Raw genomic sequence first — 15,159 nt, 5'->3', positions numbered from 1 at the left:
CGGCAGGGGCGTGCTCATGGGCGGGGTGTCGGGCGTGCGGGCGGCCGAGGTCGTGGTGATCGGGGCCGGGGTGTCCGGCATGAACGCCGCCGCCATCGCCCTCGGCATGCAGGCCGAGGTGCTGCTGCTGGACAGGAACATCGACAAGCTGCGCCAGGCCGACCTGATCTACCAGGGCCACTGCCAGACGGTGGCGTCCAACACGCTGGAGATCGAGCGCGCCGTGATGGACGCCGACCTGGTCATCGGCGCGGTTCTGGTGCCCGGCGCCAAGGCTCCGACGCTGGTGACCAACGACCTGGTCAGCCGGATGAAGCCGGGCTCGGTGCTGGTGGACATCTCGATCGACCAGGGCGGCTGCTTCGAGGACTCACGGCCGACGACGCACGAGCAGCCGACGTACCGGGTGCACGAGTCGGTCTTCTACTGCGTGGCCAACATGCCCGGGGCCGTGCCGCACACCTCGACGTACGCCCTGACGAACGTGACGTTGCCGTACGCGCTGGCCATCGCCGAGCAGGGGTGGCGGCGGGCGATGCGCGCGGACCCGGCGCTGGCGCTGGGTCTCAACACCCACGACGGCCACCTGACCAGCCGGCCGGTGGCCGCCGCGCACGACCTGGAGTGGACGCCGCTGGAGGACGTGCTCGGCTGAGCACGCCCTCCGGGAAGGCTCCTACTGCTGCGACTCGCCGGGCGTCGGGGCCAGGGTCTCCATCGGGGCCTGCTGGTTGCCCGTGGGCTCGGGCGGCAGCGGCGCCTGGTCGGCCGTGGTGGTGATCGCGTCGGGGCCGCCGCAGGTGGCGCCCGGCTCGGGCGTGTCAGGGCCGTTCTGGTAGCGGTTGATGAACGCCTCCAGCTTCGGGTCCTGCGGGCCGGTCAGGCGCAGCTGGTGGCCCCACGACGACACCACGATGGGCGACGGCAGGTTGGGGAACGGGCTCATCAGCATGTAGTCCTGCTGGCCGGTGGAGGTGGCGACCTCCCTCAGCTGGTCGACCTGGGCCTTGGGCAGGTCGGGGCGGTAGGTGATCCAGACGGCGCCGTGCTCCAGCGAGTGCACGGCGTGCTCGTTGTGGATCGGCTGGTCGTAGATGTCGCACTGCTGCCAGTAGTTGTTGTGCTCGCCGCCCATCGGCGGCGTCTCCTTGTAGGTCACGGTGTTCGGCACGTGCTGGCCGGCGTCGTACTTCACGCTGACCACGGCGTCGAGATTGGTCTCCTCCGCCCGCCTGACCAGGTAGAAACCGACCACGCCGACGAGCAGCACGACGATGAGCCCGCCGGCGCCCCACATGAGCAGCGCGGCTCGGCGTTCTTTGCGCTTCTGCTCGGCCCGCATCTTCTGCAGATGCTCGCGCCTCGCGTGCGCCTTCTCCTTCGTCATCGTCCCTCCATCGGCGTACCAACTGCGGGTCACCCTATGCCCTCTGGGCGTATGCGGAGAATAAGCGGCGCATAAGCTCCGATCACAGCTTGGTACGCGGCAGGCACGCCGGAGGAGCGCAGCCCCGAGTGGGTAGGCTGGACGGGCCATGGAGAAGCCTGTGAGGAATCCCGTCCTGGTCGTCTGCGGTGTGCTGGTGCTCGCCGCGGCCGCGTTCCTGCTGTTCGGCCGGGGCGGCACGCCCGGCGACGCCTCTGCGGAGGCGGGGTTCGCCCGTGACATGGCCGCGCACCACGCGCAGGCCGTGGAGATGTCGTTCATCGTCAGGGACAAGGGCCCCGCGCCGGAGATCAGGAACCTGGCGTTCGACATCATCACCACGCAGTCCAACCAGCGCGGCATGTTCCTCGGCTGGCTGCAGGCGTGGGGGTTGAGCCAGGTGAGCGGCCAGCGTCCCATGGCGTGGATGAGCGGTCACGCGCACGGCGGCACCCCGATGAAGCCGGTCGACTCGGTGGCGGAGATGCCGGGCATGGCCTCGAGACAGGAGCTGACGAAGCTCAAGCAGGCGACGGGCGCGCAGGCCGAGGTGCTCTATCTGCAGCTCATGATCCGCCACCACGAGGGTGGCGTGGAGATGGCGCAGGGCCTGCTCAAGCTCTCCGACCGCCCCGAGGTGGCCGGCATGGCACAGAAGATCATCGACGGGCAGACCGCCGAGATCACGCTCATGACCGACCTGTTGCGCCGGCACGGTGCGCAGCCGTACCCGTCGATCCTGCCGCGGCAGTAGCCATGAGCGCCGACGCGGTCGTCGTGGGCTCGGGGCCCAACGGGCTGGTCGCGGCGGTCATGCTGGCCCGCGCCGGGCGCAAGGTGCTGCTGCTGGAGGCGGCCGAGCGGTTCGGCGGCGGGCTGAGGTCGGCGGAGCTGACGCTGCCGGGGCGCGTTCACGACATCGGCGCGACCGTGATGGCGATGACGCTGGCCTCCCCCGCCTTCCGCGACCTGGAGCTCAAGGGCGTCGAGTTCGCCCATCCGCCGGTGGCCGCGGCCCATCCGCTCGACGGCCGTCCCGCCGTGCTGGTCCACCGCGACCCGCGGCGCACCGCCGAGGGGCTCGGGCGCGACGCGGGCGTGTGGCTGGCGACCGCGGGCGCGGCGGCGCGGGCCGGGCTGCCGCTGATCGACCTGCTGCTCAAGCCGCTCGGACCGTGGCCGCCGCACCCCATGACGTTCGCGCGGGCGGCCAGGTTCGGCCTGGCCGGGGCGCTGCCCGCCACGACGCTGGCCCGGCGGGCGTTCCGCACGGTGGAGGGGCGCGCGCTGCTCGCGGGCATGGCCGCCCACTCGGTGCTCGACCTGCGCTCCCCCATGACGGCCGGCTACGGGCTGATGCTCGCCGCGCTGGCGCACGTGGTGGGCTGGCCGCTGGTCAGGGGCGGGTCCCAGCGGCTGGCCGACGCGCTGGTCGCCGAGCTGCGGTCGCTGGGCGGTGAGGCGGTGAGCGGCCATCGCGTACGGCGCCTGGCCGAGCTCGACGCGCCCACCGTGGTGCTCGACGTGACACCCCGGCAGTTCCTGGCGATGGCGGACCTGCCGGCGGGCTACCGGCGGCGGCTGGCCCGCTACCGCTACGGGCCCGGGGTGTTCAAGCTCGACTGGGCGCTCGACGGGCCGGTGCCGTGGCGTGACCCGGCGGTGGCCGGGGCGGGCACGGTGCACCTCGGCGGCACGCTGGAGGAGATCGCGCTCAGCGAGGCCGAGATGGCCGCCGGTCGGCACTCGCCCCGGCCGTACGTGCTGCTCGTGCAGCCGTACGCGGCCGACCCGACGCGCGGCGGGCACACCCTGTGGGCCTACTGCCACGTCCCGAACGGCTCGCGCCTCGACATGACCGAGGTCGTCGAGGCGCAGATCGAACGGTTCGCGCCCGGCTTCCGCGAGCGGGTGCTGGCCCGCCACGCGATGGGCCCGGCCGAGCTGGAGGCGGCCAACGCCAACCTGGTGGGCGGCGACATCGGGGGCGGGCTGGCGAGCCTCGTCCAGTTCGTGCGCCGGCCGGTCTGGTCGCCGGCCCCGTGGCGTACGCCGCTGCCGGGGGTGTTCCTCTGCTCGTCGTCCACGCCGCCGGGGCCGGGCGCCCACGGCATGGGCGGCTGGCAGGCCGCCCGCCTCGCGCTGCGGTGACTCAGCTCGCCGCCATCTCCTGGGCCAGGGCTGCGGCGAAGGCGTCCACGTCCTGCTCGGTCGTGTCGAACGCGCACATCCACCGCACCTCGCCGGTCGCCTCGTTCCAGGTGTAGAAGCGGAAGCGCTTGCGCAGCCGGTCGGCCACGTCCTTCGGCAGGACGGCGAAGACGGCGTTGGCCTCGACCTCGCGCGGCAGCTCCACCCCGGGGATGCCGCGCACGGCCTCGGCCAGGCGGCGGCCCATGGCGTTGGCGTGGCGGGCGCTGCGCAGCCACAGGTCGCCCGAGAGCAGCGCCTCGAACTGCGCCGAGACGAACCGCATCTTGGACGACAGCTGCATGTACGTCTTGCGGATGTAGTCGACGCCGGAGGCCGCCGCCGGGTCCAGCACGACGACCGCCTCGCCGTACAGCAGGCCGATCTTGGTGCCGCCGAAGGAGAGCACGTCCACGCCGGCGTCGGTGGTCAGCGCCCGCAGCGGGACGTCCAGCGCGGCGGCGGCGTTGGTGATGCGCGAGCCGTCGAGGTGGACGCGCAGGCCCAATTCGTGGGCGTGCGCGCAGATCGCGGCGATCTCGTCGGGCGTGTAGACGGTGCCGAGCTCGGTCGTGTTGGAGATGGACACCACCTTCGGCTGGGCGCGGTGCACGTCGCCGAAGCCCCACGCCTGCCGGTCGATCAGCTCGGGCGTGAGCTTGCCGTCGGGCGTGGGCACGGGCAGCAGCTTGATGCCGCCCGCCACCTCGGGGGCGCCGCCCTCGTCGGTGTTGATGTGGGCGGTCTCGGCGCAGATCACGGCCTCCCATGGGGCGGTCATCGAGCGCAGGGAGACGACGTTGGCGGCGGTGCCGTTGAACACCGGCCAGGCCTGCGCCTGCTCGCCGAAGTGCTGCTTGAAGACCTCCCGCATGGCCTCGGTGTAGACGTCGTCACCGTAGGAGATCTGGTGTCCGCCGTTGGCGGTGACGATGGCCTGGAGGATCTCGGGGTGCACCCCGGCGTAGTTGTCGCTGGCGAACGCCTTGAGCCGGGGGTCGTGCCGGGAATTCACTGAGTGAGGTCCAATCGTGCGCCGTTGACCTCGGCGGAGGAGCGGTCGTAGAGGCCGCCGATGGCCTTGGCCAGGTCGTTGACATCGGTGAAACGGGAGAACTTCGCGTCGGGCCGCTCGGCGCGCATGGCGTCGTTCACGAGGGCGTTGACGACGAGGACGGTCGCCGCGCTGGAGGTGTCCTTGAGCGCGTCGGCCAGGGAGAGCGTCCACGCCTCCGCCGCCGCCTTGGCCGCCGCGTAGACGGCGCCGCCGGCGCTCGGACGCTCGGCCGCCTTGGCGGAGACGATCACGAAGCGGCCGTTGTCGCTGCGCCGCAGCAGCGGCTCGAAGGCCAGCGACACGTGCTGGAGGGTGCGGATCAGCAGGTCGTGCAGGACGTCCCAGTCGTCGAGGCTGGTCTCGGCGAACGAAGGCGAGCCGCGCCAGCCACCGACGAGGTGGACGACGCCGTCCACGCGGCCGTGCTCGCGGTCGATCCGGGCCGCCAGCTGCTGGACGGCCGCGCGGTCGAGCAGGTCCACGTCGTCCTTGTCGACGCCGATGACGGTGTGGCCCTTTTTCCAGAGATATTCGGAAACAGCCTCACCGGTGGGCCCTCCTGCCCCGGTAACCAGAATGATCATGCTCGGAGTCCTTCAGTCGATTCGACCACCTCGGCCAGCTTACGGCGCAGCGCCTCGTAGAACATGCTGAGGGGGAACTCGTCCGGCAGCACCGCGTCCACCTTGGCCTTCTGCTCCTCCGGCAGCGCCTCGACGCCCTTGGCCCAGGTGGAGGCGGGGTGCGGCGCCACGTACGCGCTCACCAGCTCGTACGCCGCCAGCCAGTGCGCCAGCTTCGGCCGGTCGATGCTGTCGCGGTAGAGCTTCTCGACCTCTCCGCGCAGGTCGGCGACCCCGGCGGCGACCCGGTCCCAGTCGATGGACAGCCGGTTGTCGGTCCACCGCACGACGTCGTTGCGGTGCAGGTAGGCGAAGAGCAGCTGGCCGCCGAGCCCGTCGTAGTTGCGCACCCGCTCCCCCGTGATCGGGAACCGGAACAGCCGGTCGAACAGGATCGCCAGCTGCACGTACCGGGCGTGCGGCACGCCCTGCTGCTCCAGCTTCACGGCCTCGCCGAACGCGGTCAGGTCGCAGCGCAGCTCCTCCAGCGCGTACAGCCAGTACGGCATCCGCTGCTTGATCATGAACGGGTCGAACGGCAGGTCACCGTGGCTGTGCGTGCGGTCGTGCACCAGGTCCCACAGCACGAAGGTGTCCTGGGCGAGCTGCTGGGAGGCGAGCAGCCGGTCGGCGTCCGGCGGCAGGTCCACCTTGAGCGTCTCGGTGGCGGCCCTGGACACCCGGCGGAAGCGGCCGGCCTCGCGGTCGGCGAAGATCCCGCCCCAGGTGAAGCGCTCCGGCGCGCGGCGCACCGCGACCGTCTCGGGGAAGAGCACGGCGGAGTGGGTGTCGTAGCCGGAGGTGAAGTCCACGAACGCGATCGGCACGAACATGGCGTTGTCGTAGCCGCCGGCCTCCAGCCGGGCCAGCCAGTCGGGCCAGATCGTCCGGATCCAGACGGCTTCCAGGTTGCGGTCCCGGTTGCCGTTCTGGGTGTACATCGGGAAGACGACGACGTGCTCCAGCCCGTCCACGCGCTGGGTGTCGGGGTGGAAGAGCTCCAGCGAGCGCAGGAAGTCGGGCACGCCGAGGTCCTGCGCGGCCCAGTCGGCCAGGTCGTCCCGCACGGCCGCCAGGTACGCGGCGTCATGGGGGAAATACTGCGAAATTTCGCCCAGGCTCGCGCTGATCTGCGCCAGCAGCGCCTTGCCCCGCTCCTTCTCCTCCGGGACCGAGCCGTCCTTGACCTGCAGCGGACGGAACTCCTCCACGTCCGCCTTGAGCCGCGCGAACACGGCCGCCTTGCCGTCCTCGGCCGACACCGCCGGGCCCGGGCCGGCCTCGGGAACCCTGGCGGCCCAGGTGATCATGTTGCCCCAGAGCCTGCGGTGGTCGTAGTCGTCCAGCGAGTCGTCGCCGAACAGGTCGGAGTCGGCGAAGACGACCACGCGGCCGGCGCCGTGCCGGAGCGCGACCGCCAGCGGCGCGCCCGCCGGGTCCGCGGACGGCGACGACGCGAACAGCACGACCGCCTCCGGCGCGGAGACGTCGAGCGCGCCGGCCCGGTAGAAGCACGCCGTGCGCACCCCGGCCAGCAGCCCGGACTCGGTGGCACGTTCCCCGAGGACCCAGGTGGCCACGTCCCGGTGGGCGTTCCTGGGGTCGCGCACGGTGGCGTGCCGGACCCGGACGCCGAACCGGGCGAGCAGCTCGTTGAGGTTGTTGCCGTACTTGTCCTGCTCCTCCTCGGCGAGGACGACCAGGCCGCCGCCGGCCGCGACGAAGGACTCGACGGAGTCCAGCTCGGCGGCGGAGAAGACGGGGCTGCCCTGGCCGGTCGTCCGCTCCCACCGCTCCCCCGACGGGTGCGCGATCACCAGGACGTCCTGGCCGGCCAGCGCGGCGGCGTCGAGCGCCCCCTCCGTGCGGGCCGTGACCGTGTGACCGAGGTGGCGCAGCACCCCCGCCGCGCCGGCGTAGCTGGAGTCGTCGGGGTGGGCCGGGTTGACCGCCTCGGCCACCTCGCGCCGGATGGTCCACGACTCACTGTGGGCCTCGTCGAACAACACTCGCGGGAACGCCTGCATGAAATATCTCCCGTTTTCTCCGCTTTCTGACGGAAAATATACACACAGGACGAGCAAAGTCCGCCAACCCTTCCGCATGCCGAGACGGCTCAGCCGGCTCCTGGCCGTACGACGCCGCTCTCGTAGGCGAAGACGACGGCCTGGGCCCGGTCGCGCAGCGACAGCTTCATCAGCACCCGCGCCACGTGTGTCTTGACCGTTGCCTCGCCGACGTACAGCTCGCGGGCGATCTCCGCGTTGGTGAGGCCGCGGGCCAGCAGCCGCAGCACCTCCAGCTCACGCGGCGTCAGCTCGCCGAGCGCGGGGGGCGGCTTCGGCTCCTCCCGGCCGGCGAACGTGGCGATCACCCGGCTGGTCACCGCCGGGTCGAGCAGCGCGTCGCCGGCGTGCACCACCCTGATGGCCTCCAGCAGTTGCTCGGGAGGCGACACCTTGAGCAGGAACCCGCTGGTGCCGGCGCGCAGCGCGGCGTAGAGGTTCTCGTCGGTGTCGAACGTGGTCAGCGTGATGACCTTGGGCGGCGACGGGGTGTCGAGCAGCTCTCTGGCCGCCGACAGCCCGTCGAGCCGGGGCATCGAGATGTCCATGAGGACGATGTCCGGGCGCGTGCGCCGGGACACGGCGACGGCCTCGCGGCCGTCCGCCGCCTCGCCGACGACCTCCATGCCGGGATCGCTCTCGACGACCATGCGCAGCCCGGCCCTGACCATCGCCTGATCGTCGGCGATGACGATGCGTATGCCCACACACCGGAGGCTAGACGTCCGCCCCGCCGTTGGACAGCCTTGGACGGCCGTGCCAAGCCGGTTCCCCGGGTCACGGGACGTGGACGCTCTGCCTGATCCTCGTCTGGGTGGCGTCGTCGCAGGTGGCCCTGGCGCAGAAGTACATGATGAGCATGGTCTTGGGCTCGCGTTCGATCACGTAGCTGACGAAGCCGAGCCGGGTGCCGGTGCCGGGGTCGTGCAGCGCGCCGTCGAAACGGGTGGCCGGGCGGTTGCCCGCCTGGTCGGGCACGGGCCTGCCGAGATCGACCTGGCCGGGCAGCAGGGCCTCCATCTTGGCCTTCATCTGCTCCGAGGTGCCGCCGGCGTCGAGGGTGTCGGAGACCTGGACGTACACGCCGGAGACGCTGTCCGGCTCGCCGGCGACGATCTCGGAGACGGCCGTCCAGTCGGCGCCGGGCCCGGCCACGAACAACTCCTCGAACGCCGAGGCGTGCGGGGAGACCACCGCGAAGAGGTCCTGATGGGTGCGGACGGTCCAGTTCCCCGGGTAGTCGAACGTGAGCGGCGCGGCGGCGCTCGTCTTGTAGCGCAGCCAGGTCTCGGCCTGCTCGCTGACGACGATGAACGCGACCAGCGCGAGCGCCGCGGCGGCGGCCACCAGCGTGGCGGCCACGATCGGCAGCCGGCCGGGCCGCCTGCGCGCCGCCGAGTGCCGCGCGGGCCGCGTCACGGCCACCCTGCGCGCCGGCCCCTGCGAGGGTGCGGGCCGCACGGGGTGGGGCCCGGAGTGCGGGCTCTGGCTCGGGGGCGGTACGAGCGGCTGCCCGCCCCTCTCGTACCGCGCCCCTCCCGCCGGCTCGTACGGCTGCCCGCTGATCGCGTCGCGCAGCGCGGTCACGAACTCGGCGCAGCTGGCGTAACGCTGCTCGGGCGACTTGGCCAGCGCCCGCGTCATGACGGCGTCCACCTGCGGCGGCAGCTCGGGCCGCAGCTGCGACAGCGGCGGCGGCTGCTCGGCCAGGTGGGCCCACAGCAGCGCGATGTCGTTCTCCCGCTGGAACGGCAGCTGCCCCGACAGCGCCTCGTAGACGACGCAGGCCAGCGCGTACTGGTCGCAGCGGCCGTCGATGTGCTCCTTGTTGATCTGCTCGGGCGACATGTAGCGGGGCGTGCCGATGAACTGGTCGGTCTGTGTCAGCCCGGAGATCGACGAGCGGTGCTTGGTGATGCCGAAGTCGGTCAGGTAGACGTGGTCGCCGGCCAGCAGGATGTTGGCGGGCTTGACGTCCCGGTGGATCAGGTCGTGGGCGTGCGCGGCGTCGAGCGCGGCGGCGACCTGGGCGAAGATCTGGTTCGCCTGGCCGAGCGGCAGCGGGCCGCGGTCGTGGATGAGCCGGCGCAGGTCGAGGCCGTCGACGTAGCGCATGGCGATGTACAGCACGCCGTCGGCGTCGGCGTTGGCCTCGTAGATCGGGATGATGTTGGGGTGCTCGATGCTGGCGACCGTCCTGGACTCCAGGATGAACCGCTGCCTGAACCTGTCGTCGACGCTGAGCACGGGGTTGAGGATCTTCAGCGCCACGCGGCGGCTGAGCCGGGGGTCGAGCGCCAGGTAGACGACGGCCATGCCGCCCTTGCCGACGATGTTCTCGACGTAGTACCCGGCCACCTCCTGGCCGATGAGCGATCTTTCGTTCAATGGCATCACGTCTCGCTCGGGTGGCCGCAGTAGCCGCAGAAGCGGTGCGCCGGCCCGAGCCTCATGCCGCACGAGGTGCAGTACTTGATCGCCGGGTCGGACGCGGTCATTACCTGCTGCTCCTGCGGGACCACGGGGAACGACTGGGACCTGCGCACGACCACCGTCTGGTTCGCGCCGTCGTCGAACACCGGACCGGCCGCCGGTGGCTCCGGCGGCGCGGGCTCCAGGTCAGGAGTGCGGCGGCGCCACAGCAGATACGCTCCGCCGCCCGCCACCAGGAAGAGGATCCCGGCCGCCACCAGGAACGGCCACAGCGGCGTCGAGGCGGCGGCCGTGCTCGCCGCCTTCCGCGTCCCCTGGTCCTCGGGGCCGCCCCGCTTGGCCAGCGAGGTCTTCAGCAGCTCCGCCGCGACCACGTTGCCGGGATAGAGCTCCAGCACCCGCTGGAACCCGGGCGCGGCCTCGGTGTAGTACTTCGTGTGGTAGCGGGTCAGCGCCGCCTCGAACGCCGTGTCGATCGCGCCCCGGCGCGGCACCACCTTCGCCTCGGCGAGCACGGCGGTGACCTCCCTGACGCCGATCATCCTGCCGTCCTTGCCGCCGCCGACCAGCAGGCCGATGACGTGGCCGTCCTTGTCGCCGATCACCGGCGCCCCCGCCATGCCCTTGTCGGCGAGCCCGCCCATCTTGACCGGCTCGTCCGCCTTCTCCTCGGGGTCGGCGAACGGCCTGCCCCCGTCTCCCGACGCGCCGCCCTTGCCGAGGTGGGCGATCTCGACGGTGTGCGCGACCTCCGGCCCCGGCCGGCCGAGGAAGCCGGCCACGCTGGTGGGCGAGCCCTCCTGGCCGGGCACCTTGTCGGCGAGCGGCGCGGTCGGCATCCCGACGCCGCCGACGACGGGCGTCACCGGCGCCAGCACGGCCGGGCTGTCGGGATCGGGGCCCGCCTCGAGCAGTTTGACCTTGAACCCGTCGGCGCTGGGCGGCGAGACGTTCGGGTAGGCGGTGATCTCCGTGGTCACGTCGATGATGCAGGTGGCGGTGTCGCTCTTGGGCGGGTAGCAGTCCTGCAGGTGCCGGTCGAGCAGGTCGTCCCGGAGCCGGTGCTTCTCGTCGTCCTCCGGGATCTTCACGTCGTGGTGCTCGGCGAAGATCTTGTTGGCCGCGAGGACGGCGACGTCGTCGGGGTTGTCCACCACCCGCCGGAGCGTGACGATCGTGCCGTCGGGGTTGACGACGGTGCCCGTGCCCGCCCCGAACGGGATGTCGTAGGAGCGCTCCACGTGTCTGAGCCGGCCTACGTGGTCGAGCAGGGTGATCTCCACGTGGGAGACGGCTTCCACTCGTACGACCGCCGGGGTCACCAGGTCGGTGATCCCGCTCGGGTGCTCGTGCGCCGCGACGGGCACGGCGATGAGCGCGAGGGCCACCGCGATGCCGCCGGCAAGGGCTGTGAGGCGCGCCATCTCCGCTCCAAACGCAGGAATACGACCAGCGTCGCAAGCAGGTGCCGTAAGTCAAGGGATCGCCGTACAGTCACCTACGCCGACCCATCGCGGAACGCGCCCCCGGCGTTACTCCCGGCGGCTACGAGCGCGTGATGCGGGGGCCGGCCAGGCAGGCGGGATCGAAGCTCAGAGGGTAGGGCGCGGTCAGCGTCGCCGGGGTGCCCGCCTTGTGGGTCGCCGGGCCCTTGTAGGAGTCGCCGTCGAGCTCGTAGACGTAGAGCGTCGGCCCCTCGTCCGAGTCGCTGACCTCCTCGCTCACGACGACGAGATCAGGGATGTAGAAGTCGCTGTCGCTCGGGCGGACGTTGACCGTCGTCAGGCATTCCAGTCCCGACGGCGCCGCGGTCTCCAGGATGAGCAGCAGACGGGAGATGGCGCGCTGGTGCAGGGGGGTGGGGGCGGCGCTCACGACAAGGCTCCCGTTGAAGAGCTCGTAACGGTTCCCGTCGTCGGGGAACTTCAGCAGGTCGTCGACCGTGAACGGCGGCGCACCGGGAAGAACCGTGCGCCTCGTGGTCGGTTCGCTCGTCGCCATAACGGTCACCCGCCGGGTATCGGGATCGTTGCCCTCGGCCACATGCTACTTGCCCGAATTTCCTTACGCAGAGTCACCTGGACGCCACGATTCGGCGCCGCTCTTCACCGCCGCGTGCACGGCGCGCGCGATCCGGGCGCCCCACTCCGACCGGGGGCCGCCGAACACCTCCTGCGGCCCCTCTGCCGGCACGGCCACGCAGACCGCGTCCGAGGCCGTCCCGGTGCCGGGGTAACCGGTCTCGACCAGCGCCTGCGTCTTCGCCTCCGTGACGGTCATGACGGTGTTGACCAGCGCCGCGTCGGTCATGGCCACGGGGGCGACGACGAGGATGTTGATCGTGCCCACCCGGATGGGCGCGAGCTCGGGGTCCGCGTGCCCGTCGGGGGCGGCGGCCCAGGTGGGCACCCGCAGCCCGACAGTCGCGTACGCCTCCACTCCCCCGTCGCCGGCCCGGACGCAGCGGTCGACGGACGCGGCGGTCATCATGCCGACCCCGTCGCCGCCCGGGCCTAAGGAGGCCAGGTGCTCGGCCGGGTCCATCCGCGCGTACCCGGCGACCACCTGGGCGTTCAGCACCCACTCGCGGGGCCCGATGCCGCCGCCGAGCATCGCCGAGGAGATCATCCGCCAGCCTGGGCCGAACTCCCAGAGCAGCGTCCCGAGCCGCGCGCCGTCCTCCGTCCGGTACGTGAGCTTCACGGCCCTCCCCTCACCAGGTGCACGACGGGCCGGCCGTCGGGGCCGGGCTCGACCTTGACGTGGGCGTCGAAGTGCCGCCCGACGGCCTCCTCGGTCAGCACCTGGGACGGCTCGCCGGCGGCCACCGCCCGGCCGCCGGCCAGCAGCAGCAGGGCGTCGGCGTACAGGCCGGCGACGGTCAGGTCGTGCAGGGTGGTGACGACGGTGAGCCCGTCGGCGCGCCGCAGCCGGTCCACCAGCTCCAGCACCTGCTGCTGGTGGCCGAGGTCGAGGGCGGTCGTCGGCTCGTCCAGCAGCAGCACGGGCGCCTCCTGCGCGAGCGCCCTGGCCAGCACCACGCGCTGCCGCTCCCCGCCCGACAGCTCGCCGACGCGCCGCATGGCGAGCTCGCCCAGGTCGAGCCGGTCGAGGACGGACTCCGTCACCTCCCGGTCGTGCGCGCTCTCCCGCCCCAGGTAGGGGATGTACGGCGTCCGGCCCAGCAGCGCGTAGTCGAAGACCGTCATGTCCGGCGGCAGTGCGGGCGCCTGCGGCGCGTACGCGACGAGCCGGGCCCGGGCGCGCGGCTTCAGCGTCGCGGCAGGACGGGCGTCCAGCAGGATCTCGCCCTGGTGCTTGACCAGCCCCATGAGCGCCTTGAGCAGGGTGGACTTGCCGGCGCCGTTGGGCCCGATGACGGCCGTCCACTCGCCGCGCCGCACGTGCAGGTCCACGCCGGACAGCACCTCGCGGTCGCCGAGGCGTACCGACGCGTCCTGGGTGCGGATCACGTGACGGCCCGCCTGGTCATGCGCAGGACGCCGACGAAGAACGGCGCCCCGACGAACATCGTCACCACGCCGATCGGCAGCTCGGCGGGGGCGAGCACGGTTCGGGCCACGAGGTCGGCCAGCACCAGGAACGCCGCCCCGCCGATGAGCGACAGCGGCAGCACGATCCGGTACGACCCGCCCGCCAGCCGCCTGACGACGTGCGGGACGACGATGCCGACGAACCCGATCAGCCCGCTCACCGCCACGGCCGCGGCGGTGGCCAGGGAGGCGGCCAGCAGCACGGTGAAACGCACCCGCGCCGCTCGCACGCCGAGCCCGGAGGCCTCGTCGTCGCCCACCGACAGCACGTCCAGCATCCGGCCGTGCAGCAGCAGCACGACGGCGGAGACGGCGGCGTACGGCAGGACCAGCCAGAGCTGGTCCCACCCGCCGCCGACGTCGCCGAGGATCCACGAGTAGACCCGCTGCAACTCCTCGACGTTGAACTGCTGGACGAACGTCTGGATCGCGGTCAGGAACGACGTGACCGCCACCCCGGCCAGCACCAGCGTGGCGGTGCCGCCGGCCCGCCCGGCCGTGTTGCCCAGCGTGTACGCCAGGAACACGCCCCCGAGCGCCCCGATGAACGCGGCGACCGGGATGCTCGCGGCCGACGACGGCAGCAGCACGATCGCCGCGGTCGTCGCCAGCCCGGCCCCGGCGGCGGCGCCCAGCAGGTACGGGTCGGCCAGTGGGTTGCGGAACACCCCCTGGTAGGCCGCTCCCGCTATGGCCAGCAGCCCGCCCACCACGGCGGCGACCAGCACCCGCGGCAGCCGCAGCTCGAACAGCAGCCCCTGCTCGACGGGCGCCAGGCCGGAGTCGACGTGCCCGAACGGCAGCCAGTCGGCCACCTGGAGCACCACCTGCCAGGGCGAGATGTCGGCGGCGCCGTCGAGCAGCCCGGCGAGCATGGAGGCCGCCAGCACGCCCAGGGCGCAGGCCACCCAGAGCGGTCTGGCCCTGGAGGGTCGGGCCCGCGTCACCACGTCAGCTCGCGCCGGCTTCGGCCTTGGCCACGGCGGCGCCGATGGTTTCCGCCAGCTGGACGATGCGCGGGCCCCAGCGGGAGGCGATGTCGTCGTCCAGCTCGACCACGTGGTCGTTCTCGATGGCCGACAGGTTCTTCCACCCGGGCCGCTGGGCCAGGGCGTCCTTGTTCTGGCCGCAGCACTTGACGTCGGCCAGGAAGATCAGGTCGGGGTCGGCCTGGGCGACGAACTCGGCCGACAACTTCGGGTAGCCGCCCGCCGCGTCGGGCGCCTTGTCGGCGATGTTGGTCAGGCCGAACAGGCCGTAGATCTGGCCGATGAACGTCTGCGACGTCGCGGCGTACGGCGTCTGGTCGAGCTCGTGGTAGAAGGTGAGCCCGGCGTCCTTGGGGGCCTCGGCGGCCAGGCGCTCCAGGTCCGCCTTCATGCCGGCGACCACCTCGTCGGCCTTGGCCTTGTTGCCGGTGGCCGCGCCCAGCTCCTCGATCTCCTCGTACGCCTCCTCCAGCTTGGTCGCGGAGGGCTGGTGCAGGACGGGCACGTTGAGCTTGCCCAACTGGGCCACGACGTCGCCGAGATCGTCGGAGACGACCACCAGGTCGGGCTTCTGGGCGACGATGGCCTCGACGTTCGGCTTGAAGCCGGACAGGCTCGTCTTCGGGGCCTGCGGCGGGTGGTTGGACTGGACGTCGACCGCGACGACCTGGGGGCCCGCGCCGATGGCGAAGAGCGTCTCGGTGTGGGTCGCCGAGAGCGAGACGATGCGCCGCGGCTTCTCGGCGATGGTCACCGAGCCGTTGGCGGCCTCGACGGTGACGGGGAAGCCGCCGGAGGAGGGCGAGGACGCGGCGGGGGCA

General features: G+C 72.2%; 15 protein-coding genes. 3 read left to right on the top strand and 12 right to left on the bottom strand.

Translation table 11 applies throughout. The features are described from left to right. Positions 1-655 (top strand): alanine dehydrogenase (locus E1286_RS39535; RefSeq protein WP_187368290.1); only part of this gene is annotated, 655 nt, incomplete at its 5' end. A 21-nt stretch (positions 656-676) separates the two neighbouring features. On the opposite strand, the gene E1286_RS39530 is transcribed toward E1286_RS39535, so the two are convergent. Next, positions 677-1,387, bottom strand: a complete 711-nt coding sequence (locus E1286_RS39530; RefSeq protein WP_132621204.1) for a thioredoxin-like domain-containing protein — start codon at positions 1,385-1,387, stop codon at positions 677-679. 160 nt (positions 1,388-1,547) lie between these two features. On the opposite strand from E1286_RS39530, the gene E1286_RS39525 reads away from it, so the two are divergent. Further along, the gene (locus tag E1286_RS39525; RefSeq protein WP_246075554.1) at positions 1,548-2,180 is read left to right on the top strand and encodes a DUF305 domain-containing protein; all 633 of its coding nucleotides are present in this window, start codon (positions 1,548-1,550) and stop codon (positions 2,178-2,180) included. 2 nt (positions 2,181-2,182) lie between these two features. Continuing rightward, a complete protein-coding gene (locus tag E1286_RS39520; protein WP_132621200.1) occupies positions 2,183-3,577 on the top strand; it encodes a phytoene desaturase family protein in 1,395 nt (464 codons plus the stop codon). A 1-nt stretch (position 3,578) separates the two neighbouring features. Here E1286_RS39520 and E1286_RS39515 read toward each other — a convergent pair whose 3' ends face one another. From E1286_RS39515 to E1286_RS39465, 11 genes are all read right to left on the bottom strand, one after another. Beyond that, positions 3,579-4,631, bottom strand: a complete 1,053-nt coding sequence (locus E1286_RS39515) for a threonine aldolase family protein (RefSeq protein WP_187368289.1) — start codon at positions 4,629-4,631, stop codon at positions 3,579-3,581. After that, on the bottom strand, positions 4,628-5,257 hold the full coding sequence (locus E1286_RS39510; RefSeq protein ID WP_132621198.1) for an SDR family NAD(P)-dependent oxidoreductase: 630 nt from the start codon (positions 5,255-5,257) through the stop codon (positions 4,628-4,630). The genes E1286_RS39515 and E1286_RS39510 overlap by 4 nt, the downstream gene beginning before the upstream one ends. Continuing rightward, on the bottom strand, positions 5,254-7,323 hold the full coding sequence (locus E1286_RS39505; RefSeq protein WP_132621196.1) for a DUF6421 family protein: 2,070 nt from the start codon (positions 7,321-7,323) through the stop codon (positions 5,254-5,256). Before E1286_RS39505 ends, E1286_RS39510 begins: the two co-directional genes overlap by 4 nt. An 89-nt stretch (positions 7,324-7,412) precedes the next feature. Further along, on the bottom strand, positions 7,413-8,069 hold the full coding sequence (locus E1286_RS39500; RefSeq protein WP_132621194.1) for a response regulator: 657 nt from the start codon (positions 8,067-8,069) through the stop codon (positions 7,413-7,415). A gap of 70 nt (positions 8,070-8,139) precedes the next feature. Beyond that, on the bottom strand, positions 8,140-9,756 hold the full coding sequence (locus tag E1286_RS39495; RefSeq protein ID WP_132621192.1) for a serine/threonine protein kinase: 1,617 nt from the start codon (positions 9,754-9,756) through the stop codon (positions 8,140-8,142). Next, entirely contained in the window at positions 9,756-11,219 is a 1,464-nt protein-coding gene (locus tag E1286_RS39490; protein ID WP_132621190.1) for a zinc ribbon domain-containing protein, read from the bottom strand. Before E1286_RS39490 ends, E1286_RS39495 begins: the two co-directional genes overlap by 1 nt. A gap of 121 nt (positions 11,220-11,340) precedes the next feature. Further along, positions 11,341-11,796 carry a Uma2 family endonuclease gene (locus tag E1286_RS39485; RefSeq protein WP_132621188.1) on the bottom strand — a complete coding sequence of 152 codons (456 nt, stop codon included), beginning with the start codon at positions 11,794-11,796 and terminating at the stop codon, positions 11,341-11,343. A gap of 63 nt (positions 11,797-11,859) precedes the next feature. Then, complete coding sequence (locus E1286_RS39480) at positions 11,860-12,498, bottom strand: adenosylcobinamide amidohydrolase (protein WP_132621186.1); 639 nt, start codon at positions 12,496-12,498, stop codon at positions 11,860-11,862. Beyond that, the gene (locus E1286_RS39475; protein ID WP_132621184.1) at positions 12,495-13,268 is read right to left on the bottom strand and encodes an ABC transporter ATP-binding protein; all 774 of its coding nucleotides are present in this window, start codon (positions 13,266-13,268) and stop codon (positions 12,495-12,497) included. The genes E1286_RS39480 and E1286_RS39475 overlap by 4 nt, the downstream gene beginning before the upstream one ends. Beyond that, the gene (locus E1286_RS39470) at positions 13,265-14,296 is read right to left on the bottom strand and encodes a FecCD family ABC transporter permease (protein WP_425464790.1); all 1,032 of its coding nucleotides are present in this window, start codon (positions 14,294-14,296) and stop codon (positions 13,265-13,267) included. Before E1286_RS39470 ends, E1286_RS39475 begins: the two co-directional genes overlap by 4 nt. Positions 14,297-14,300: 4 nt before the next feature. Then, positions 14,301-15,159, bottom strand: an 859-nt coding sequence (locus E1286_RS39465; protein WP_132621182.1) for an ABC transporter substrate-binding protein, incomplete at its 5' end; no start/stop codon positions are given.

The sequence above is a fragment of the Nonomuraea terrae genome (assembly GCF_004348995.1).
Lineage (GTDB): Bacteria > Actinomycetota > Actinomycetes > Streptosporangiales > Streptosporangiaceae > Nonomuraea > Nonomuraea terrae.
This window is presented reverse-complemented; position numbering and strand designations above follow the sequence as displayed.

Bases quoted from the DNA above. Each gene is read 5' to 3' on its own strand.
- E1286_RS39530 (WP_132621204.1), bottom strand. From the start codon at position 1,387: ATGACGAAGGAGAAGGCGCACGCGAGGCGCGAGCATCTGCAGAAGATG.
- E1286_RS39520 (WP_132621200.1), top strand. From the start codon at position 2,183: ATGAGCGCCGACGCGGTCGTCGTGGGCTCGGGGCCCAACGGGCTGGTC.
- E1286_RS39510 (WP_132621198.1), bottom strand. From the start codon at position 5,257: ATGATCATTCTGGTTACCGGGGCAGGAGGGCCCACCGGTGAGGCTGTT.
- E1286_RS39505 (WP_132621196.1), bottom strand. From the start codon at position 7,323: ATGCAGGCGTTCCCGCGAGTGTTGTTCGACGAGGCCCACAGTGAGTCG.
- E1286_RS39495 (WP_132621192.1), bottom strand. From the start codon at position 9,756: ATGCCATTGAACGAAAGATCGCTCATCGGCCAGGAGGTGGCCGGGTAC.
- E1286_RS39490 (WP_132621190.1), bottom strand. From the start codon at position 11,219: ATGGCGCGCCTCACAGCCCTTGCCGGCGGCATCGCGGTGGCCCTCGCG.
- E1286_RS39485 (WP_132621188.1), bottom strand. From the start codon at position 11,796: ATGGCGACGAGCGAACCGACCACGAGGCGCACGGTTCTTCCCGGTGCG.